Source organism: Flavobacterium sp. B114r, from assembly GCF_056824125.1.
The window spans coordinates 4,133,245-4,156,509 of record NZ_CP124858.1 but is presented as its reverse complement, the minus strand read 5'-3'; the positions used below and the strand labels follow the sequence as shown (position 1 = coordinate 4,156,509).

Here is a 23,265-nt window from a genome sequence, read left to right as displayed (position 1 = left end):
TGTTTATTTTTTAAGTAATAATTAGAGACTCATTCAGAAAAAACGTTTTCGTGAATAAACCTTTTATTGATAGCCGTTTAAGAGGTTTTTTTGTATGTTTGAAAGAGAGACAGAGTCAGAATAATTAATTCATTTAGCGATATGATTACAAATACATCATTAGAATATAAAGGCGATTTATATCCCTCAAAAATTGTTTCGTTTGAACATGAAGGAGATTCTATATTTTTTAATACACACAATAAAGTAATATTAAAAGTTACAATTCTAAGGGACAGTTTGATCCGTTTTCGTTTTACTACAAAAGGCTATTTCAGTAACGATTTTTCATATGCAATTGATAAATCGCAGTTACATGGTTATAATTTTTTAGAACTTACAGAAGAAGAAACTTATTTCCAGATCAGAACAAGTAAAGTAAAATGTAAAATTCAGAAAATCGATCTTCGTTTGTCTATTTATGATTTAAATGATCTTTTAATCCTGGAGGACGAACTTGGCTTTCATTGGGAAGAGAGTTATGAATACGGTGGAAATATCGTAAAAATGAGTAAATCTTCTAAAGACGGAGAATGTTTTTACGGATTAGGAGATAAAGCCACGCAAATGAATTTAAAAGGCAAAAGACTTGAAAATTTTGCCACAGATCAATATGCTTATCAAAAAGAACAAGATCCTTTATATAAAGTAGTTCCTTTTTATATAGGACTGCAAAACAAACAATCTTACGGTATTTTCTTCGACAATACCTTTAGAACTTTTTTTGATTTTTGTCAGGAAAGAAGAAATGTTACCAGCTTTTGGGCAGAAGGTGGCGAAATGAATTATTATTTTGTTTACGGTCCTCAAATGCAAGATGTTGTTACGACATACACAGACTTAACGGGTAAGCCTGAATTACCGCCACTTTGGGTTTTGGGATATCATCAATGCAAATGGAGTTATTATCCTGAAAGTAAAGTAAAAGAAATTACGTCAAAATTTAGAGAATTAAAAATTCCTTGCGATGCCATTTATCTGGATATTGATTATATGGAAGGGTTTCGATGTTTTACATGGAATAAAGATTATTTTCCTGATCCAAAACGAATGGTGGCTGAATTAGCGGAAGATGGTTTTAAAACTGTCGTAATTATCGATCCGGGAATCAAAATAGATAAGGATTACTGGGTTTATCAGGAAGCTTTAGAAAAAGATTATTTCTGTAAAAGAGCCGATGGACCTTATATGAAAGGAAAAGTATGGCCGGGAGAATGTAATTTTCCAGATTATACAAATCCCGTAGTTAGAGAATGGTGGGCGGGATTATTTAAAGAATTAATTTCAGATATTGGTGTAAAAGGAGTTTGGAACGATATGAATGAGCCTGCAGTTATGGAGGTGCCAAATAAAACATTTCCAATGGATGTTCGCCACGATTACGACGGAAATCCTTGTAGCCATAGAAAAGCACATAATATTTATGGTACACAAATGGCAAGAGCGACCTATCATGGCGTGAAGCGCTTTGCATATCCTAAACGTCCTTTTGTAATAACGAGATCTGCATATTCAGGAGCACAACGTTATACTTCGTCGTGGACAGGAGATAATGTCGCAACCTGGGAACATTTGTGGCTTGCTAATATTCAGGTACAAAGAATGTGTATTTCCGGAATGGGATTTACAGGTTCAGATATTGGAGGTTTTGCTGAGCAGCCAACCGGAGAATTATACGCACGATGGATTCAGTTAGGAGTATTTCATCCTTTTTGCAGAACACATTCATCCGGGGACCATGGCAATCAGGAACCTTGGGCTTTTGATGAAGAAGTGATTAATATTACCAGAAAGTTCGTTAGTCTTCGCTATCAATTATTGCCTTATTTGTATACCATGTTCTGGCAATATATTGAAGAAGGAATTCCAATGTTGAAACCATTGGTATATTATGATCAGGACGATACGCAAACGCATTATCGTAACGATGAATTCATTTTTGGAAATCAAATATTAGTATGCCCAATTCTTGAACCTAATGCTGTAGGTAGACGTATGTATATCCCAAGAGGTGAATGGTATAACTATTGGACAAATGAGTTTTCTACAGGAGGAAGAGAAGTATGGGTAGATACAAAATTTGACGAAATTCCACTATTTGTAAAAGCAGGTGCAATAATACCAAAATATCCTGTTCAGCAATATGTTGGCGAATTTGAATTTGATGAATTAACACTTGATTTATACTTTAAAAACGGTAAAGAAAAATCAGTAGTTTATGAAGATGCCCAAGATGGTTACGACTATAAAAAAGGTAGATACAGCTTCTTGTCTTTTCGAACTATTGGTAAAGAAAAAGAACTTATAATTCAACTTCATAAAGAAGGAAAATACGATACACCTTACTCAAAATATAAAATCAATTTAATTGGATTGCCATTTAAAGTAACAGAAATTGAAATCGACAATGAAAAGGTTGCATTTGACGCCATCGCTTTTGAAGAGAATCATTTCTTACTGGTTGATAAAGAGTTCAATGAACTTCATATTATTGGAGAGTAAGTAAATTTTGGTATTTTCCTGATTAATTATGTAAATCATAAAGTAATAATAATTGTATTTTTGTGTGTTTTAAAAATATATCGATCATGAAAAAACAATTAATATTGGGAATTTTTACAGCTGTTTTGATAGTTGGTTGCGCTACAAATCCTGTTACAGGAAAGAAAAACCTAAATTTCGTTTCAAACAGTGAATTGTTTCCGTCCTCTTTTCAACAGTATAATACTTTTATAACAGAAAATAAAGTTATAACAGGTACTGCAGATGCAAAAAGAGTAGAAGCAGTTGGAATGAGAATTAAAGCTGCTGCAGAAAAATACCTGACATTTTTAGGACAGTCGCAATACTTAAAAGATTATCGATGGGAGTATAAATTAGTTGACAGTAAAGAAGTGAATGCCTGGTGTATGCCTGGTGGAAAAATTGTTGTGTATTCAGGAATTTTACCTATTACTCAAAATGATGCAGGTTTAGCCACAGTTATGGGTCACGAAGTTTCGCACGCATTAGCCAACCACGGAGCACAAAGAATGAGTGCCGCACAATTGCAACAAATTGGCAGCGCCGCATTAGATGCTGCAACAAGCACAAAATCTGAGGTAACCAGACAAATATTTGCTCAAGCTTACGGTGTTGGTTCTGAAGTAGGAGTGATGCTTCCGTTTAGCAGAAGTAATGAAACTGAAGCTGATAAAATAGGATTAACCTTAATGGCAATTGCAGGATATAATCCGGATGATGCAATTGTATTCTGGACTAGAATGTCTGCTAAATCTGGGGCTGGAGGTACACCTGAATTCATGAGTACACACCCCTCTGACGCAACAAGAATTGCAAATATAAGATCGCTAATTCCGGAAGCAAAAGCAACAGCACTAAAAGTAGGAGTTATAAAATAAAAAATATTACATTATTCAATACAAGTTATTAAAGCTATTCTTTTAAGAGTAGCTTTTTTTTTGTAAAAATTGTTTATAATTTATTAATGTACGATTTATCAAAATTCTACCTGATTATAATAAAAATTGGATAAATTCGTAGCCTGTTAACAAAACCATGTCTATGAAAAACTTACAAAAAGGAGATAAAAAACTGCTAAACGCCTGGGCCTTTTATGATTGGGCAAATTCAGTTTATACCCTTACAATTGCATCTGCAGTATTTCCTATTTTTTACGAAGCCTTATTTGCGAAGCGCGATCATTATATTGATGTTTTTGGCATGCATTTGAAAAACTCGGCTTTGATCAGTTTTATTACAGCGATGGCATTTTTGTTTGTTTCTTTTATGTCCCCATTATTATCAGGAGTTGCTGATTATGTAGGAAATAAAAAATCTTTCATGAAGTTTTTCTGCTATCTGGGAGCTACATCTTGTATCGGATTATATTGGTTTGACCTTGATAATATTTATATCGGATTGGCTTTTTATTTTTTAGGATTAATTGGTTTTTGGGGAAGTTTGGTTTTTTACAATTCTTACTTACCGGACATCGCTTTTGAAGAGCAACAAGATAGTATTAGCGCTAAAGGATATTCGTTAGGATATATTGGAAGTGTTATTTTATTGATCATCAACCTGGCAATGATTATGAAACCAAAGCTTTTTGGAATTACGGGATCAGACGGGGAAGCAGCAATGAAAGCAATGCGTTATTCGTTTGTAATGGTTGGTGTCTGGTGGATCGTATTCAGTCAGTATACTTATTATTACTTGCCGAATGGAAGAAAAAACAATAATGAAAAATTAACAAGATCAACTATCTTTAATGGCTTTAATGAATTAAAGAAGGTTTGGGCATTATTAAAACAAAACATTCCGCTAAAACGTTATTTGGGAGGTTTTTTTGTTTCAAGTATGGCAGTACAGACTGTATTATTGGTAGCCACCTATTTTGGAGCCCAGGAAATTCAATGGGAGTCTAAAGAAGAATCTACAATTGGTTTGATTGTTAGTATTTTACTGATACAAATAATAGCTGTTGCCGGAGCAATATTAACCTCAAAAGCCTCGGCTAAATTTGGAAATATTCCAACCCTGATCGTGATTAACGCTATTTGGGTAGTATTTTGTGTGATTGTTTATTTTATTTATTTGCCAATCCACTTTTATATTGCCGCAACTATTGCAGGATTTGTAATGGGGGGAATTCAGGCACTGTCGCGTTCTACATATTCAAAGTTATTACCTGAAACAGAAGATACAGCTTCCTTTTTTAGTTTTTATGATGTTGCTGAAAAAATAGGAATCGTAATAGGAATGTGTGTTTACGGAATTATAGACCAAATTACAGGAAGTTCCCGTTCTGCGATTGTTATTTTGGGAATATTCTTTGTCACAGCCATTTTTCTATTGAGAAGAATACCAAAAAAGGCACTTTAAATTAATTAAAGTGCCTTTCGGGGATTTAAGTTGTCATGAAACACGACAAAGCTGTATAGTTTGATTGATGATGTTTTTTTTTAGATAATTATACTTTTGAGATATTTCCTGAGCCCGAAACTTTTACATCACGTTTTTCAGGATTCCCTGTGTATTTAATATTTCCTGAACCAGAAACTCGTGCAGTTAAACTTTCCTTGCAGTTAATTTTGCTGTTTCCAGACCCTGAAACGTTTACATCAACAATTTTTGATTGCAAATCGGTAGTGTCAATATCGCCAGATCCTGAAAGTTTTGTAGTAAAACTGTCTGCATTTCCTTTTAATCGTACATTTCCTGAACCGCTTAGATTTAATTCTAAAGTATTGGAATCAACAGCAAGATAAAAATTTCCTGAACCGGATAATTTAGCAAGAAGCTTATCATTTTTAATAACATCTTTTGACTGAACGTTTCCTGAACCAGATAAAGTCACTTCAGATATTTTTTCAAATGGTATAGTTACCTGGATCTTTTTACCCATGCTAGGCCTGATATTTATGCCTTTTTCGGTGTAAATTTTCAATACATCTCCTTCAACTTCAACTTTTATGGCTGATATTAAGTTCTCTTCCCCTTTAATGATGATCTTTCCTTCTTTTCCTGCTACTAAATCTACATCAAAAGAGCCCGATATTTTTATAGCATCATAATCAGCTGTTGTTCTTGTCTCAGTAACGATGTTACCATTTCCTTTCTTTTTATCGTTAGATGACCATTGTGCATTTGCAATAAAAGTTATTAAAAACGCTCCACACACTAATAATTGAATTGATTTTTTCATTTTTTTGATTTTTATTTTTTGACTGATTTTCGAAACTATTGCCTTTTGGTTAATATTACATTACCATAATTAGAATTTACAATGACTTTATTTTGCCCTTTTTTCTTATTGTACCCACTTAATCTTTTTGCATTATTTTTAATTTCACTAACGAAAACTTCTAAAGAACTATCACTTTTTATGCTGCCGTACTTTGTATTTATATCAAAATCAAAAGCAAAGTTTGCATTGTATCCCAGCGATACGTTTGTATATCCTGTATTGATATTTACATTTTTTGATTTCTCATTAAGCGATTCTACATTTATCTTAGAATAAGTTGCATCGATATTCAGGTTGCTCGAAATCTCTGCAATAGATATTGTTACATAATTACTGCTGCCAACGAGTGAATTTATTTTTTGAAATTTAAAACTGCCGTAATTCCCTTTGAATTTAATGTTTTGCCCCTCCATTATTGAGACGTCAGTATAATTTGCATCGACATTTAAATTTCCGGATTCATTTATTTTTATTCCTGAATAACGTGCTTCAATGTTTCCGTTTTTAATGTAATCAATACTCGAGTTTTGGCTGTATCCAATTTCGATTCTATTGCTGTCGCCATTAAGTTTGCCAAGTATGATCTTACCATATTTACAAGAAATATCCGCAGTAGATTCTAAATTGAGAGTTGTAATGTTCCCGTATTTATTATTAAGTTTTACAGTTCCGTTTTTAGGAATTTTAATTACATAATTAATTTCAAAACTGTTGCTGCTTCCTCGGCTTTTTAAGGAGGAATTACCAAGATTTGTTACCGCAGAAACTAAATGTTTAAGAGCAGTAATATCAACATCAATACTATTTAACCGTTCATTGACCCAATTTTCATTTCCTCCCGAAACTTTTATTGTAATGTCAACATCGATTTTGTCTTCATCCCATGTACTTACTGTGATGTTCCCATATTTATTATCGATGTCTATTCCTGCATTGGAATTGACGATATAGGTTTTTTTGATGTTTTTTTGTTTAGAAATAAAGCTGTCATCATTTGAAAATCCTAATAAAGGAATCAAAAGAAATAAGATTAGTATGCTATAATGTTTTTTCATGTGTTGTAGTATTTTTAAATTTTTCATTTTCTTCAATTCTCTGTAATACCGTTTGTAAAAAAGATATTCGGGTTTGAAGGTTGCTAATCATAGCGTAAATAATCTGTTTGTTTTCGCCATTTTTCTGAACTTCTTTTATAATTTTTGTATAATCAGCATCAAAAACTTTCATTTGCTTTAACGCGTCATTTATAATTTGTTCATTTTCCGGCGAACTTTTTTCTTTTAATTTAACCAACTCATTATCAATTAAAATACTGAAGATCGAATCTGTTCTTTGCGTTTCTTTCGATGCGAATTTAAATTCCTTTGGTTTTTCATTATTGTTATAGAACAAAGAGATCCCAAGCAATACTACAATCGACGCAGCTATTGCCCAAACGGCATTATTTTTTTTCTTAGGTTGTTTCTTTTTGTTTAATTTGTGTAAGAAATCAACCTGATGGTCAGCATTCATTCTTTTAACATCCCATTGATTCTCGAATTTTTCAAATAATTGATCTAAATCGTCATTTTCCTTTTTCATATATCTAAAATTTATTTTTTAATGGTGAATCTGCTATCGCTTTTTTAATCATTTGTGCGCACAAACTTTTTGTTTTCAGCAATCTCATATCTCCTCTAATTTTTTTCGCAAACTTTCTTTCGCCCTGCTCAATGTAGTCCGGCAATTGGCATAGGAAATATTTAAAATTTCGCAAATCTCCTCCTGATCATAACCTTCAATGTAAAAGAGCGTTAACACCATCCTGTAATTGTCTTTTAAACTTAAAATTGAATCCAAGACCTGTTTCACTTTAAGTGAATTCAAATCTATATTTTCAGAAAAGAAGCTGTCGTTTTCTTCTATTTTATATAATGTTTTACTTAGGTCTTCGACCTGAAACGCATTATTTTTTTTATAAAAGTCAATACTATAATTGACAATTATTTTTTTTAACCATGCTCCAAAAGCTACTTCTTGTCTGTAATCATTAATTTTTGTAAAAGCCTTAAGAAAACCTTCTTGCATGACGTCTTGTGCAAAATGTTCATCTTTTACAATACGGTAGGCCACATTATACATGGCTTTACTGTAACGATTGTAAACTTCGAATTGTGCCTTTTGATTGTTTTCTTTACAAAGCGCGATTAATTCTTCGATATTTTGGTTAGTTATATTCAAGTAATGATTGCTAGTTTTTAATAATGACTTTGCTTTTTTTGATTTGTTACACTTTGGATAAAAATAAATGTATTTTTTTTGATAATAGCTTTAATAATTTAGATATGATAAAATTTACAGTTGCAAATCATACTTATTGTAAGATTTTTTACTTAGTTTTGAGCGGTATAATATTTTAACCTTACAATAAATTATTTATGAAAAAAAAATAAATTTTATTCCTTTTACTTTTTGTTTTAGGAATCTCTTTTAATTCTTGTACCAAAGACTTTGAGGATGGGTTAAATTATAATAACGGGAACGGAAATGGTAACGGAAACCCTTCAATTAATACAGGAATCTTTACTGCAACAGTGGGAGGACATGCTTTTGTGGGAGATCAGGTACAAGCTATTGTAACTGATGATTATGTGGCAATTGAGGGTATTAGATCTTCTAAAGGCGATTTAATTCAAATAATTCTGCCAAGTAATAAAGTAGGAACATATACATGGAAAAACAGTAACGAAGATGCTGAAAATTTTATATTGGCTTATGCTTTAGAAATTGGAGGAGATGCATTTGCAAGTATATCAGAGGAGGACGCGGCACTTTTTGAAATTCAGGGATATACAGATACAGCAATAGTTAAAATTACAGATGTAGACAAAGACAAAAAAACTATTTCAGGCACCTTTCAGTTTACAGGATTTAGAGAGTTGAGCAATAAATAGGACAGAAACAAAAGTAATTACTAATAATTCATTTACGAATATATTTTACACACAAAATTTACCAATTGAAGAACCTGATCATTTTCTTACCGCAAAAATAGACGGAGTTGAGTTTATTGAAGACAAAATTGATGTGGCCAGCATAAGTTCCCTGGGAGCTTATCCTTATTACAGTATTGTAGGGAAAAAGAAAGGCGACAATGCAGACAGTATAGGTGTTAGTATAGATCACTCATACTCAGTTGGAACTTATCCAGCTTCTAGTGTTTTACTAAATGGCGGAGAGAATACTGTACATGTTGCGAGTGCTTATTGCAGGATAAACGGTACTCTGTATAATTTAGAATCAGGTTCGGTTATTATTACTTCGAAATCTGCAACACGCATGAAAGGCAGTTATAGTTTTGTTGTTAGTGATTTTGATAAAATTAATAAAAAGTCAATCACAGGATCCTTTGACATTAGTATAGTAGACCTGAATTAGTAACTATGCAAAAAAGAATCCACCTTTGGGTGGATTTTTTTTTGGTAAAACAATTTGATTTTACTAGATTGGCTCGCTAAATAGATAATATATTATCCATTTTGGCACAGTGATTGTCTCTTTTAAAGATCTATCTTGTAAATGAGACGCTTAGTATGTTTTTATTACATATTAATGAATCTAAGACTACATTTGAAGTTAGGATTAAAAATTTAATGACAAAACGACTTATATACTATTATGTCAGACCATAAAATACTTACTATTGACAATCTGTCACTTCAGGAATTTGATTCAGAAGCAGAATTGATTCCATTATTAACTCCAGAAGACGAAGAGGAAATGAACAATGAAGAGCTTCCGCTTTCGTTACCTATTTTACCATTACGTAATACTGTTTTATTTCCGGGAGTTGTAATTCCAATTTCTGCGGGAAGAGATAAATCGATTAAATTAATAAACGATGCAAACGCAGGCGGTAAAATAATTGGAGTTGTTTCTCAAATTAATGAAGAAGATGAAGATCCGTCAAAAGATGATATTCATAAAATAGGTACTGTAGCAAGAATTCTGCGTGTTTTAAAAATGCCTGACGGAAATGTTACCGTTATTCTACAAGGAAAAAAACGTTTTGAAATAGATGAGATCGTTTCAGAGGATCCTTATATTAATGCAACTATCAAAGAAGTTTCAGAAGAACGTCCGGAAGAGAATGATACTGAATTTACAGCTATTTTAGATTCAGTAAAAGAATTGGCGATTCAAATTATAAAAGAAAGCCCAAACATTCCATCAGAAGCAACTTTTGCTATTAAAAACATTGAAAGCCAATCGTTTTTGATCAATTTTGTTTCTTCAAACATGAATTTATCCGTAAAAGAGAAGCAAGGTTTGTTATCGATAAACGGATTAAAAGAAAGGGCGCTTGAGACTTTACGTTATATGAACGTGGAGTTGCAAAAATTAGAATTGAAAAATGACATCCAGTCAAAAGTTCGTTTTGATTTAGATCAGCAGCAACGTGAATATTTCCTTCATCAGCAAATGAAAACCATTCAGGAAGAATTGGGAGGCGTTTCGCAAGAGGAAGAAATGGACGAAATGGGTCTGAAGGCAAAAACTAAAAAATGGGATGAAAAAACGCAAAAGCATTTCGAAAAAGAATTGTCTAAAATGCGTAGAATGAATCCGCAATCGCCTGATTTCGGAATTCAGCGTAATTATTTAGAATTGTTTTTAGAGTTGCCATGGGGCGAATATTCTAAAGATAAATTCGATTTAAAATACGCTCAGAAAATATTAGATAAAGATCATTTTGGACTTGAAGAAGTTAAGAAAAGAATGATCGAACATTTGGCCGTATTGAAACTTCGTAACGATATGAAATCGCCAATTATATGTTTGACAGGACCTCCGGGAGTTGGTAAAACTTCGATTGGCCGTTCAGTGGCCGAAGCTTTAGGTCGTGAATATGTGCGTATTTCGTTGGGTGGTTTACGTGACGAAGCTGAAATTCGCGGACACAGAAAGACTTATATTGGTGCAATGCCGGGTAGAATTATCCAGAGTTTGAAAAAAGCGGGAACATCAAATCCTGTATTTATTTTAGATGAAATAGATAAACTTTCCAGCGGTAATAGCGGAGATCCTTCTTCTGCTTTGTTAGAAGTGTTGGATCCGGAACAAAACAATGCTTTCTATGATAATTTCCTTGAAATGGGATACGACTTGTCTAAAGTTATGTTTATCGCTACCTCAAATAATATGAGCTCAATTCAGCCCGCTTTGCGTGACAGAATGGAAGTGATTAAAATGTCAGGTTATACAATTGAAGAAAAAGTAGAAATTGCTAAAAGGCATCTCTTTCCGAAACAATTAGAAGCTCACGGATTAACAACTAAGGAGTTGACAATTGGTAAAAAACAATTAGAGAAAATCGTAGAAGGATATACACGTGAATCTGGTGTACGTAACCTGGAAACTAAAATTGCTCAGGTTATTCGTAATGCAGCAAAATCAGTTGCAATGGACGAGGAGTACAATAAAAAAGTGACTGACGAAGATATTCTTAAGGTTTTAGGCGTGCCAAGATTAGAACGTGATAAATACGAAAACAATGATGTTGCCGGAGTTGTTACAGGTTTGGCCTGGACAAGTGTTGGTGGTGATATTTTGTTTATTGAATCATTGATCTCTGAAGGAAAAGGTTCTTTGACGATTACCGGAAATCTGGGTAATGTAATGAAAGAATCTGCCACGATTGCTTTAGAATACATTAAAGCCAATGCTAAAAAATTAGGATTAAGTGTAGAGCTGTTCCAAAAATATAATATCCATTTACACGTTCCGGAAGGTGCAACACCAAAAGACGGACCAAGCGCGGGTATTGCCATGCTGACTTCTTTGGTTTCGTTGCTAACACAAAAGAAAGTAAAGAAAAGCTTAGCTATGACCGGCGAAATAACTCTTCGAGGAAAAGTTTTACCAGTAGGAGGGATCAAAGAAAAAATCTTAGCAGCAAAAAGAGCTAATATTAAAGAGATCATTTTATGTCACGAGAACAAAAGCGACATCGATGAAATTAAAGCAGAATATTTAGAAGGCTTAACTTTTCATTATGTAAAAGAAATGAGTGAAGTTTTAGCTTTAGCAATAACAGATCAGAATGTTAAAAACGCGAAGCAGTTAAAATAGTTTCAGTTAAAATCATAAACTTAAAAATCCAAATTCCAGGACTAATTGTTCAATGGGATTTGGATTTTTTTTTTATTATTTTCTGAAGTTATATAATTTTATATTTATAATTGCGTTATTTCCATATGTAAAACATCCTAAAAAACGATTTGTTACGTTAAACTAGCGGTGTATAAGAGGGGAAATACAATAAATTATGATAAAGATTTCAATTAATTGCTATTTAAACATAGAATCTAAATTCTGAGGTGGTATTATAGAATAATTGCTTGTGTAACGGTTTCTCACGCTTGCAAGTCGCCTTATAAAGAGTGAGATTAGAGGTAGCGTATTCAGCATTAGAAAGTTATAATTGTATTGGCAAAGTAATTGATTTGTGGTTTTTATATAAAATTAAAAAAAAATTATGTAAATTTGGCGCTGGTAATTCCTGATCCTCAGGAGTTTCATCAGTTTTGGTTTAAAAGTGAAAAAGTTAAAGTTTAATTATTCGTATTCAAGATATATATTGGCAACTAACACAAGTCTTTTTAGTCTAATCTTAAATTTTCAATAGTTATATGAAAATAATCAGTTTGTTTTTATTTGTGACTGTAGGGTTTTTTACGGCCTCAAAACATTACTTTAAAGAAGATGATGTGATGACTACTGTGGAAGTAGAAAGAATGAATACCAGAGTGAGCGAAATACGAAACATGATTAGTATTGATCCTAAGTACAATACTAAGATTGCTTTTTTTGTTGACATGAGAATACCATCAGGCAAAAATCGCTTTTTTGTTTATGACCTTGTAAACAATAAGATAATAGATCAAGGCCTTGTTGCTCACGGTTCCGGATCTGAAACGGGAGTAAAAGGAAGTCTGAGATTTAGTAATACACCCAATTCAAATTGCACAGCATTAGGTAGATATGCTATAGGAAAATGTTATAAGGGAGGATTTGGCAAAGCTTATAAATTAAGCGGTTTGGATCAAACTAATGACAATGCTTTGTCGAGAGCTATTGTTTTGCATTATTATTCAGCAGTTCCATATGAGGAGCAGGATTATTATATCAGTAATAGCCATGGGTGCCCAATGGTTAACGAGCAATTCTTTAAGAGAATCGAAAAAATAATAGATACTTCTAAGTCAAATATCGTTTTGGATATTTACTATTAAATACTTCACACAACTTATATTCTTGTGCTTGGTTTGCTATTGAGATAGTTCTCAATAGTGAGTGCTTATTTCTGGCAATTGGTCTTTTTAAAATCTTTAATAAATTAACTGTAAGCATAATATGAAGAAGATTTTTTTTGTTTTTCTTTTAATGTTATCGCTTTTTATTGGATATGTAATTATTTTTAAAAAGAAAGATTTCTCTTTGCTTAATACGAAAAGTATTGACATAGCTCAGATCGATGCTGTTAAAAAGATCGTAAACAGTAGCGCAAAGTATAATAAAAATTTTGTTTTTTTTATTGATATGAAAGTGCACTCAGGTAAGTTTCGTTTTTTTGTTTATGATTTAAAAAATAATAAAATAATCGACAGAGGAATCGTTGCGCATGGTTCCGGTTCTGAAACGGGAATCAAAGGAAAGCTTAAATTTAGTAATATCCCAAATTCACTAAGTACTTCATTAGGCACATATTCTATAGGAAATCGGTATTACGGGAAGTTTGGGAAATCTTACAGACTACACGGATTAGACGCGACAAATAGTAATGCATTTAGTCGTGATATTGTATTTCATTATTATTTTGATGTTCCATATAAAGAACAGGATAACTATATTTGCAACAGTTACGGTTGTCCTATGGTAAATAAAAAATATTTTGACCGAATCGCTCAAATAATCGATAACTCAAAATCACATATTGTTATGAGTATTTATTATTAAGAGCCATAACTGTTTAAACTTTAAAAAATAAAACATTGAAAAAAATTACGGTTGCTATTGATGGATTTTCATCAACAGGAAAAAGCACTTTAGCAAAACAATTAGCAAAAGAGTTGGAGTATGTTTATGTCGATACTGGAGCAATGTATCGCGCCGTTGCTTACTTTGCAATGCAAAATCACTTTATAGGTACTGATTCTTTTGACAAAAAAGCCCTGGTTGATGCTTTGCCAAAAATTCAATTAGAGTTTAAATTCAATGCTGATTTAGGATTTGGCGAAATGTACCTGAATGGTGAAAACGTCGAAAAGCAAATTAGAACTATAGAGGTTTCCAGTTTTGTCAGTAAAGTAGCAGAAGTTTCTGAAGTGCGTTCTAAATTGGTAGAGCAACAAAAAGAAATGGGAAAAAACAAAGGAATAGTTATGGATGGCAGGGATATAGGAACGGTTGTTTTTCCGAATGCCGAACTTAAAATTTTCATGACTGCAAGTGCTGAAACCCGTGCACAAAGACGTTTTGATGAGTTACAGGAAAAAGGAGATGATGTGTCTTATGAGGATGTTTTAAAAAATGTAGTCGAGAGAGATTATATAGATACACACCGTGAAGATTCGCCTTTAATAATTGCTGATGATGCAATAGAAATAGATAATTCCTACTTAAATAGAGAAGAGCAATTTTCAGCTGTTTTAGAATTGATAAATGATGTTGTTAAAACGAATTAAATTTTTGTAGATATTTATTTTAATGGTAGTTTTACCGCTTCATTTATTAAAAAAGACAATTTCATCATATGGGAATTAAAAACAGGTTGATTATAATGAGCTTTCTTCAATTTTTTGTTTGGGGAGCCTGGCTTATAACAATTGGAAATTATTGGTTTGGAACTAAAAATTGGGAAGGAACCCAATTTGGTCTTGTTTTTGGAACCATGGGAATCGCTTCCTTATTTATGCCCACTCTTACCGGAATTATTGCAGATAGATGGATAAACGCAGAAAAGTTATATGGTTTTTTACATATAATCTATGCATTGGTTTTATTTGGCATTGCTCAAGTTACTACACCGGATAATTTTATATACGTAATGTTTGCTGCAATGTGCTGTTATATGCCAACAATTGCTTTGAGTAATTCAATTTCGTATACTTCACTAAAATTAAATAATAAAAACATAGTAAAAGATTTTCCGCCTATTCGTGTTTGGGGAACTATTGGTTTTATTGCTGCAATGTGGATTACTAATTTAAGTGGAAGTAAAGCAACTGAATATCAGTTTTATATTGCCGGAGTTGGTGCGTTAATTCTTGGGGTTTATGCTTTTACATTGCCAAAATGTGCACCACAGCGATTGACTAAAGAAGATGCTACGTTAGTAGAAACTTTAGGTCTGGAAGCTTTTAAGCTATTTGGAAATTATAAAATGGCTTTATTTTTTGTGTTTTCTATGTTTTTGGGAGGCGCATTACAATTGACAAATGCTTATGGAGATGTATTTCTGGATGAATTCAAACATTTTCCTAAATATGCAGATTCTTTTGTAATTCAATATTCGACTATTATTATGTCGATCTCTCAGGTTTCTGAAACTTTGTTTATTTTGGCAATTCCGTTTTTCTTAAGACGTTTTGGTATCAAACAAGTAATGCTAATTAGTATGCTGGCGTGGGTCTTGCGTTTCGGATTATTCGCTTTTGGAGATCCTGTAGGTGGTTTGTGGATGATTATTATGTCTTGTATTGTCTACGGTATGGCATTTGATTTCTTTAATATCTCCGGTTCATTATTCGTAGAAAGTAATACCGATTCTAAAATACGTTCATCAGCACAAGGGTTATTTATGATGATGACCAATGGAGTAGGAGCGGTTTTAGGAAGTTTAACTTCAGGTTGGGCTATTGATCGTTTCTTTACAAAATCATTTACTAATACAACTGAATTAGCAGGTTTTTTACAAACAGACAGCACGAATTCTAAAATGCTGGAATTTGTAAAAGGACAAGGAAACTCAATTTCGACAGACGGAATTTTCACAAATCCAATCTTAATGAAAGACTGGCATACAATCTGGTTGTCGTTTGCGGCTTATGCTTTGGTGATCGCAATTGCTTTTGCTGTTTTATTCAAGCATAAACATGACCCAAAGGAAATAGAAAATTTAAGTCATTAATGACTTTATAATATATAAAAATCCCGTTTTCGATTTATTGAAAACGGGATTTTTGTTTTTTGGAAATTTTACTTAGTGAAATCATTTAAAATAACGCTGACTTTTTCAACAATAGTACTGGCGTCTTTAATGTTTTTTGATTCTTGTTCTTTTGCCCAATTGCGTTGGACTTCTTTATAACGAGTCATGTCTTGCCATTCTTTAACTTCTTTAGATTTTAAAATTCGGATATTTACACCATCATTTTTCATGCTTTTTATCATAGCAGTAAAGATTTTATCCATTACAGCACCTAAAGTTTTATATGCACTTTCAGCAGCGCGTTGAATGGCTTGTTGGTCTTCTTTTGCAAGACTGTTCCATGTATCTTTATTCATGACCAGAAGATAAACGTGTCCTAGCCATAATTCTTTTGAAGCGACAACATTAGGAGCGACTTCATGAGCATTTATATCATGTCCGCTATCAATGTTTACCATAAGCCCGTCTAAAGTGCCTTCTTTCAAAGCACCATAAACTCCTTTGCCCATGGCATCGTAACAGGAATAGCTCCTGCATTTTGTAGAAAATCTTTGTGCCAAAAACTGGCAGATCGCCACTTTTCGCCCTTAATGTCCTGGAGATTATTTAATGGTTTTGTACTTAAGAAAGCTACTGGAAATCCAGTTGCAAAAAATACGTTGACTACGTTTTGTTTTTCTAATTCTTCCGGAAAAGCTGGAATTTTCTCATTTACTTGACGAAAGAATTTTACTTGATTATCTCCGGTTGGACCTTTTGGAAAACTTTTAAAGATTTGATGTAAGGGCAGATTATTTGCTACATATTCAGGAACGACAATAGACATGTCTGTAGTATTATCTTTCCCCGTTGCTTGTAAAGCATCGTAGCCAGTTGCAATTTCGCTTCCCCAATGATCATCTATTTTTAAGCGTCCTTTTGATTCTTTTTCAATTGCAGGAAAGAAAACTTCTTTTATGAATCGGGTTCGCATTCCGCCGAGTGGTTCATGATCCGAATATTTTAGGATTTTCACTGTTGATTTTTGTGCATTAACTGATAAGATAATCATTGTGAATAGAGTGGAGAAAAATGTTTTTTTTCATTGTTTTTGCTTTTATATTTAAATAGGAGGCAAAATATAATTTTATTTATCACGCATTTGTCCCGAAACGGTTTAAATAATCTCAAAACTATCAAAATAAGACATAAAATTCTTATGTAATTAACTCTATTTGGTTTTAAACTTATTTATTAACAGATCTTTACATATAGTGAGTTCTATTGATTTTTAAAACCTGTTGAAGTTTGGCGTCTAAAAAAATTATGGCAATGACTCAATCAAATCTTCGACTTGTTTTTTCTGTATGGCGTATTTTTTTTGTAGTTCAGAACCTTCGCCCATTCGGTTGTAATATTCTAAGCCTTTTTGAGCGAAGAATTTCTTATGAAAGTTAGATATTTGAGGAACTTGCGGAAATAAATTGCGAAAGTTCATTTCATAATACGCTTGCCACTCCCGCTCGTTTTTATCCAATACGTATGGTTTTGCTGTTTTTTGATTGACATGAACCATTTCATGCACAATAAGAATCAGCATTAGTTCTAGTGGAAACTCAAAAGTGTTTTCTGGGATTCTGATAATTTGTGGTTCGCCAAATTCACCTTCAGTTGTCATTAGGATAAAGTCAGGTTTTGCTTTTTCTCTAAACTCAAATCTTTTTAAATTCTTGTTTTTGAGGTTGTACTTTTTTAAAAGCCAATAAACGGCGTTGATGACTTGTCCGTTTTGATGGAAAGTTTCAATTTTTAGTTTTATTTGGTCGAGTGTCATGGTCATAAAGTAAAAGTAAGTAATTAAAACTTATTGCATAAATTAGCCTACTTACTTTGATGAATAAAGAATTGTAAAAAATAAAAATATTTATGAGAAATTTAAAAGTGTTTTTTTTGATTTTTTCATTGTTGGCTTTTGCTTCTATATATGCTCATAAGGATAGAGGAGAGTATCCAAAAAGCGTTAAATTTATTTTTGATGACAAAGAGCCTTTAGTCTTGAATTACGATGATTCGAGATTAGGAAATATTTGTGATGAAATAATTTCCGGAAAAAGGAAATTAACTGAAGCGTATGTAACTTATAAAACAGGAGAAGTAGTAAATGTTAAATTTGATGGGGAAAATTGCACTTCAATTGATATAATGTGCAAAAAAAAAAGAGTGTTTGTAGAAAAAAATATTTTGAAAAAAATTAAAGGAATTCATTTTTCAACACTCACTTTATCTTGGTCATCAGATTACGATAAAGCTTTTTCATCATCTTATTTTACAATAAGTTTTGATATGGGGACTGAGCGTTTTTATGATGAGTTTCCTAATGTACAATTGTTTTTTAAGAAGCAAGTATTTTCAAACGCAGAAGTTTGGAAGCAAATTAGTAAGAATGGGAGACAAGGGAGTAAATTATAATATTTTTATTTTTGCGTTATTAAATAGTTTAAATTCCTAATAATTTATAGTTTCTTAAAACCACAAAACCTCTAATCTAGCCCCGATAGAGCGGGTATCCTTTTTCTGGCTTCTTTAGACAGAAAAAGATAGGAGCGAGAGCGGGACTTCAGGCCTTGAAAACCCTTAAATTTGCTGCTCCTGAACAATAGAGTGATAATCATTTAGAATTGTTTTGCTATTACAGAAAAATGTATTAATTTTGCAAACCTTTTGGCAGAGAAGAGTTTCCATTAGGTATCAACTATTTATGTAAAACAACTTCTGTTTTTTCTATCGCTTTATGAAACTCAAGAAAAGCAGAATACAAATTTTTTATCAGCATGTCTGAACAATTAAAATCACAAGAAGAGTTTTTAGCAAATTTTAACTGGCATAACTTCGAAGAAGGTATCGATGCAGTAGATGAGAAAAACTTACAAGAATTCGAAGACTTAGTATCAAAAACTTTCATCGCTACAGATCAAGAAGAAGTAGTAGAAGGTGTAGTTGTTAGAATTACAGATAGAGACGTTATCGTTGATATCAATGCAAAATCGGAAGGTGTTATTTCTTTAAACGAATTCCGTTACAACCCAAACCTAAAAGTAGGTGACAAAGTAGAAGTATTAATCGACATCCGTGAGGATAAAACTGGTCAATTAGTATTATCTCACAGAAAAGCACGTACTATCAAATCTTGGGATAGAGTTATTTCTGCAAACGAAACAGGAGAAATCGTTAATGGTTTTGTAAAATGCAGAACTAAAGGTGGTATGATCGTTGACGTTTTTGGAATTGAAGCTTTCTTACCTGGTTCTCAAATTGACGTTAAGCCAATTAGAGACTACGATGTATACGTAAACAAAATGATGGAATTCAAAGTGGTAAAAATTAACCACGAATTCAAAAACGTTGTTGTATCTCATAAAGCGCTTATCGAAGCTGATATCGAAGTACAGAAAAAAGAAATCATCGGTCAATTACAAAAAGGACAAGTATTAGAAGGTGTTGTTAAAAACATTACTTCTTATGGTGTGTTTATTGACTTAGGTGGTGTTGATGGATTAATTCACATTACTGACCTTTCTTGGAGTAGAATCAACCACCCAAGTGAAGTTCTTGAATTAGACCAAAAATTAAACGTTGTAATCCTTGATTTCGATGATGAGAAAACAAGAATTCAATTAGGATTGAAACAATTAAACGCTCACCCATGGGACGCTTTAGATGCTAACTTAAACATTGGTGATAAAGTAAAAGGTAAAGTAGTTGTAATCGCTGATTACGGTGCATTTATCGAAGTTGCTGAAGGTGTTGAAGGTTTAATCCACGTTTCTGAAATGTCATGGTCAACTCATTTACGTTCTGCTCAGGATTTCGTAAAAGTTGGAGATGTTGTTGAAGCTGTTATCTTAACATTAGATAGAGATGACCGTAAAATGTCATTAGGTATCAAACAATTGACTCAGGATCCATGGACTGACATTACTTCTAAATACCCAGTAGGTTCTAAACATACAGGTATCGTTAGAAACTTTACAAACTTTGGTATTTTCGTAGAATTAGAAGAAGGAATTGATGGATTAATTTACATCTCTGACTTATCTTGGACTAAGAAAATCAAACACCCATCTGAATTTGTAAATGTTGGTGAGAAACTTGATGTAGTAGTATTAGAATTAGATGTTGAAGGACGTAAATTATCTTTAGGTCACAAACAAACTACTGCTAATCCTTGGGATCAATACGAAGATTCTTTCGCTGTAGGAACTATCCACAATGGTGAAATTTCTGAAATCGTTGACAAAGGAGCTACTGTAGAATTCGGAGATGATATCGTTGCTTTCATTCCTACTCGTCACCTTGAAAAAGAAGACGGAAAGAAATTGAAAAAAGGTGATACTGCTGATTTCAAAGTAATCGAATTTAACAAAGAATTCAAAAGAGTAGTTGCATCTCACACTGCTATCTTCCGTGAAGAAGAAGAGAAAAATGTAAAAACTCAAACTGAAAATACTTCATCTAACTCATCTACAAATGCACCAGCTGCAACTTTAGGAGATAACAATGATGTATTAGCTGCATTGAAAGCTAAAATGGAAAAAACTGAGAAAAAATAATTCTTAGTTTCCTCTAAATAGAAAGTCCCACAGCAATGTGGGACTTTTTTTATGTTATTTTGTTTCAGGTTTTGTTTGTTTTAAGTTTCAAGTTGTCACGCTCAGTGTCCCGAGGCTTCGGGAGAAGTGCATTTCTATTAGAAAGCAATATTTAAGCATTGAGATTAGAAATTTAGGAATTAATTTTTGTTTAATCAGGAGCTGTTTCCTGCTTTGCGCTTCAATCTTTTTATTTTTTAAAGGAAAAAATAAAAAGGATTTCCACTTCAATCAGGGCTAGGGCATTTGTTTTCAAAAGATATTTATTTTGAAGCCAATAATTTTGATTCTTCAGGAGTGTAATCATTTACAATCGCATAAGTTTCAATTTTAGCAATCGCCATTTCGTCAAGAATATCAACTAAATTTTTAAAGTTTGATTTTTTGCTTGGTTTTATAATTACAATCGGACCGTTTCTTGGTTTTCCAAGTGCTGCCGAATATTCATGAATAGTTTTACTTCTGCTAAAAAGTTCTTTACGGATTCCATTCTTTCCATAACTTAATTCTTTTGGGCCTGTTATTGGAGTAAATAAAAGTCCGGAATAACTAATTACTTTATCATTATCATCTAGTAAAACTGTTATAATGCGGCTTGCATCTCCACCACAACTAATTACACGACTCCATTCTTCATCCAAATCTTTTGGAGGCAAACTTAAATCAGCGGTTTTAGGTTTCCTTAATTCAGTTGCAACCATAAAAAATATAATCAACAAAAAAGAAACGCTGACCATTGCGGTTAAATCAACCCTTGTACTTAACTTTTTACTTCTAACTTTATTTGGTATCATAATAAATCAAATTTTAAATAAATTAAGAACAGAACTGTTTTTACTAAAAATGTTAAATAAATATAATAATTTTAATATAGAAATGACATTTAATTTCAAATTGTTTTCCATTCCTGAAAATCAGGTTCAATATAGAGCCATTTTACATCAGGTCGTTTTGTTCGTAACTTTTCTTCGAAATCATTAATTAGTAAGCTAATACTTTGAGTATTGAGATCCGGAACAATTTTTATTTTAATGCATACCAAAACTTCTCCCGGGCCTTGCTGAACCGTTCTGCAATTTAATACTTCGGTGATATTATTTTCTGCCTTGGCTATTTCATGTATCATTTCTAAGATTTCAGGATCAGCACTTTCTCCAATCAATAATGACTTTACTTCACTTGCGAGAAAGATTGCAACGGCAATCAATACAAGGCCAATACAAAGAGAGCCAATAGCATCATAGCGGCTGTCACCTGTATAATGTGATACCAAAAGTGCAATTAAAGCGAGGAATAATCCTAAAACAGCTGCCGCATTTTCTCCAAATATAATAATCAAATCGCTGTCTTTTGTAACATGGAGATAACGAAAAAATGAAATTGCTTTTTTGCGTTTTTGGATTTCTTTAATGTTAGAAATTAAAGCATAACCTTCCATTAAAATTGAAAAAATAATAATTCCAATCGCCCAGCCAATATTGTGTACCGGTTCGGGATTGTTGTATTTATGCACACCTTCATAGACAGAAAACATTCCACCAATAGAAAATAACAGCATGGCTACCATAAAAGACCAAAAATAAACTGATTTTCCATATCCGAACGGATGTTCAGAGTCGGCATCTTTTTTAGCTTGTTTTACCCCAAGCAATAGTAAAAGCTGATTAGCACAATCTGCGGTAGAGTGAATAGTTTCAGCAAGCATTGCACCGGATCCGGTCATAAATGCAGCAAATCCTTTTGATACTGCAATGACAACATTTACGAGTAAACTTTGTATAATATGTTTAGTTCCGTGATCGGATTGGTTTTGATTTTCCATTAAAATTAAATTTTATACTTAAAATTAGTAATAATAAAAAGACGAAAGCCCTTCTGAATTTAAAAATAATCAAAAATAATTTTAGGGATTAAAGGCTTGTTTTACAGCCTTCTTTGTGAATTTTTTAACTTTTTTTTATCTTTTTTAGATATTTAATAAAACCAAAACAATTATTACCCCGTAAATGAGCTTATAACTTAAAATATTTAATCATGAAAACTAGAAAATTTTTAGCCGTAGCAATTTTAGCATTAGGATTTGGATTTACTTCATTTGCACAGAAAACTGTAATGGTTGGCGGAGCTGCAATGTACCCAAACAAAAATATTATTGAAAATGCCGTAAACTCAAAAGACCACACGACATTAGTAGCTGCTGTAAAAGCTGCCGGATTAGTTGAAACACTAGAAGGCAAAGGACCATTCACCGTTTTTGCCCCAACAAATGCAGCGTTTGATAAATTACCAAAAGGTACTGTTGAAACATTATTGAAACCTGAAAACAAAAAAATGTTGCAAACAATCCTGACCTATCATGTTGTTGCAGGAAAAATGAATGCTTCTGATATTGCAAAAGCAATTAAAGCAGGAAAAGGAAAAGCTACTTTCAAAACTGTTAGCGGTGGAACTCTTACTGCCTGGATGAAAGGAAAAGATTTATACATCACTGACGAAAGCGGAAATAATGCTAAAGTTACGATTGCAGATGTAAATCAGTCTAACGGTGTAATTCATGTAGTTGATACTGTATTATTGCCAAAAAAATAATAGCTGTATTAATAAAAATTGCAATAATTAAAAATTCCAAATCCCAACTTTTAAATTGGAATTTGGAA

At 32.6% G+C, this 23,265-nt stretch carries 22 protein-coding genes; 13 read left to right on the top strand and 9 right to left on the bottom strand.

Annotated features, from left to right (window positions below; all coding sequences use genetic code 11):
- Positions 1-141 precede the first annotated feature (141 nt).
- The 3 genes from QLQ94_RS17665 to QLQ94_RS17655 all read left to right on the top strand — a co-directional run bounded on the left by QLQ94_RS17665 (position 142) and on the right by QLQ94_RS17655 (position 4,923).
- Complete coding sequence (locus QLQ94_RS17665) at positions 142-2,541, top strand: glycoside hydrolase family 31 protein (protein ID WP_482497986.1); 2,400 nt, start codon at positions 142-144, stop codon at positions 2,539-2,541.
- A gap of 86 nt (positions 2,542-2,627) precedes the next feature.
- Entirely contained in the window at positions 2,628-3,440 is an 813-nt protein-coding gene (locus tag QLQ94_RS17660; protein WP_482497985.1) for a M48 family metallopeptidase, read from the top strand.
- Between the two features lie 163 nt (positions 3,441-3,603).
- Positions 3,604-4,923, top strand: a complete 1,320-nt coding sequence (locus QLQ94_RS17655) for an MFS transporter (RefSeq protein ID WP_271334695.1) — start codon at positions 3,604-3,606, stop codon at positions 4,921-4,923.
- Positions 4,924-5,011: 88 nt separating this feature from the next.
- On the opposite strand, the gene QLQ94_RS17650 is transcribed toward QLQ94_RS17655, so the two are convergent.
- The 4 genes from QLQ94_RS17650 to QLQ94_RS17635 all read right to left on the bottom strand — a co-directional run bounded on the left by QLQ94_RS17650 (position 5,012) and on the right by QLQ94_RS17635 (position 8,008).
- The gene (locus tag QLQ94_RS17650; protein ID WP_482497984.1) at positions 5,012-5,746 is read right to left on the bottom strand and encodes a head GIN domain-containing protein; all 735 of its coding nucleotides are present in this window, start codon (positions 5,744-5,746) and stop codon (positions 5,012-5,014) included.
- Between the two features lie 35 nt (positions 5,747-5,781).
- Positions 5,782-6,843, bottom strand: a complete 1,062-nt coding sequence (locus QLQ94_RS17645; protein ID WP_271334697.1) for a DUF4097 family beta strand repeat-containing protein — start codon at positions 6,841-6,843, stop codon at positions 5,782-5,784.
- Positions 6,827-7,369 carry an anti-sigma factor gene (locus tag QLQ94_RS17640; RefSeq protein WP_271334698.1) on the bottom strand — a complete coding sequence of 181 codons (543 nt, stop codon included), beginning with the start codon at positions 7,367-7,369 and terminating at the stop codon, positions 6,827-6,829. Before QLQ94_RS17640 ends, QLQ94_RS17645 begins: the two co-directional genes overlap by 17 nt.
- Before the next feature lie 84 nt (positions 7,370-7,453).
- Complete coding sequence (locus tag QLQ94_RS17635; RefSeq protein WP_271334699.1) at positions 7,454-8,008, bottom strand: RNA polymerase sigma factor; 555 nt, start codon at positions 8,006-8,008, stop codon at positions 7,454-7,456.
- A gap of 212 nt (positions 8,009-8,220) precedes the next feature.
- On the opposite strand from QLQ94_RS17635, the gene QLQ94_RS17630 reads away from it, so the two are divergent.
- The 7 genes from QLQ94_RS17630 (at position 8,221) to QLQ94_RS17600 (ending at position 15,959) form a co-directional block, all read left to right on the top strand.
- On the top strand, positions 8,221-8,721 hold the full coding sequence (locus tag QLQ94_RS17630) for a DUF6252 domain-containing protein (protein ID WP_482499990.1): 501 nt from the start codon (positions 8,221-8,223) through the stop codon (positions 8,719-8,721).
- Between the two features lie 133 nt (positions 8,722-8,854).
- On the top strand, positions 8,855-9,205 hold the full coding sequence (locus QLQ94_RS17625) for a hypothetical protein (RefSeq protein WP_271334700.1): 351 nt from the start codon (positions 8,855-8,857) through the stop codon (positions 9,203-9,205).
- Between the two features lie 240 nt (positions 9,206-9,445).
- The gene (gene lon, locus QLQ94_RS17620) at positions 9,446-11,899 is read left to right on the top strand and encodes an endopeptidase La (RefSeq protein WP_482497982.1); all 2,454 of its coding nucleotides are present in this window, start codon (positions 9,446-9,448) and stop codon (positions 11,897-11,899) included.
- A 560-nt stretch (positions 11,900-12,459) separates the two neighbouring features.
- Entirely contained in the window at positions 12,460-13,062 is a 603-nt protein-coding gene (locus QLQ94_RS17615) for a murein L,D-transpeptidase catalytic domain-containing protein (protein WP_271334702.1), read from the top strand.
- Between the two features lie 121 nt (positions 13,063-13,183).
- On the top strand, positions 13,184-13,786 hold the full coding sequence (locus QLQ94_RS17610) for a murein L,D-transpeptidase catalytic domain-containing protein (protein WP_427401264.1): 603 nt from the start codon (positions 13,184-13,186) through the stop codon (positions 13,784-13,786).
- Positions 13,787-13,821: 35 nt separating this feature from the next.
- Positions 13,822-14,514: a (d)CMP kinase gene (cmk, locus tag QLQ94_RS17605; RefSeq protein WP_271334704.1), complete on the top strand. Its 693-nt coding sequence runs from the start codon at positions 13,822-13,824 to the stop codon at positions 14,512-14,514.
- Between the two features lie 68 nt (positions 14,515-14,582).
- Positions 14,583-15,959, top strand: a complete 1,377-nt coding sequence (locus tag QLQ94_RS17600) for a nucleoside permease (RefSeq protein WP_427401265.1) — start codon at positions 14,583-14,585, stop codon at positions 15,957-15,959.
- Between the two features lie 68 nt (positions 15,960-16,027).
- Here the strand turns inward: QLQ94_RS17600 and dctP are convergent, their stop codons facing one another.
- From dctP to QLQ94_RS17585, 3 genes are all read right to left on the bottom strand, one after another.
- The gene (dctP, locus tag QLQ94_RS17595; protein ID WP_271334706.1) at positions 16,028-16,489 is read right to left on the bottom strand and encodes a TRAP transporter substrate-binding protein DctP; all 462 of its coding nucleotides are present in this window, start codon (positions 16,487-16,489) and stop codon (positions 16,028-16,030) included.
- Entirely contained in the window at positions 16,462-16,995 is a 534-nt protein-coding gene (locus tag QLQ94_RS17590; protein WP_482497979.1) for a type 2 periplasmic-binding domain-containing protein, read from the bottom strand. Before QLQ94_RS17590 ends, dctP begins: the two co-directional genes overlap by 28 nt.
- Before the next feature lie 288 nt (positions 16,996-17,283).
- Positions 17,284-17,799, bottom strand: coding sequence for a hypothetical protein (locus QLQ94_RS17585; protein WP_427401267.1), 516 nt, complete (start codon positions 17,797-17,799; stop codon positions 17,284-17,286).
- Positions 17,800-17,885: 86 nt separating this feature from the next.
- Between QLQ94_RS17585 and QLQ94_RS17580 the strand changes: the two genes are divergently transcribed.
- On the top strand, positions 17,886-18,428 hold the full coding sequence (locus tag QLQ94_RS17580) for a hypothetical protein (RefSeq protein ID WP_482497978.1): 543 nt from the start codon (positions 17,886-17,888) through the stop codon (positions 18,426-18,428).
- Positions 18,429-18,790: 362 nt separating this feature from the next.
- Positions 18,791-20,569 carry a 30S ribosomal protein S1 gene (rpsA, locus tag QLQ94_RS17575; RefSeq protein WP_271334710.1) on the top strand — a complete coding sequence of 593 codons (1,779 nt, stop codon included), beginning with the start codon at positions 18,791-18,793 and terminating at the stop codon, positions 20,567-20,569.
- Positions 20,570-20,871: 302 nt separating this feature from the next.
- On the opposite strand, the gene QLQ94_RS17570 is transcribed toward rpsA, so the two are convergent.
- Entirely contained in the window at positions 20,872-21,402 is a 531-nt protein-coding gene (locus tag QLQ94_RS17570; RefSeq protein ID WP_271334711.1) for an ExbD/TolR family protein, read from the bottom strand.
- 95 nt (positions 21,403-21,497) lie between these two features.
- The gene (locus QLQ94_RS17565; RefSeq protein ID WP_482497976.1) at positions 21,498-22,430 is read right to left on the bottom strand and encodes a cation diffusion facilitator family transporter; all 933 of its coding nucleotides are present in this window, start codon (positions 22,428-22,430) and stop codon (positions 21,498-21,500) included.
- A gap of 212 nt (positions 22,431-22,642) precedes the next feature.
- Here QLQ94_RS17565 and QLQ94_RS17560 point away from each other — a divergent pair, with 212 nt between their 5' ends.
- Positions 22,643-23,197: a fasciclin domain-containing protein gene (locus tag QLQ94_RS17560; RefSeq protein WP_271334713.1), complete on the top strand. Its 555-nt coding sequence runs from the start codon at positions 22,643-22,645 to the stop codon at positions 23,195-23,197.
- Positions 23,198-23,265 lie beyond the last annotated feature (68 nt).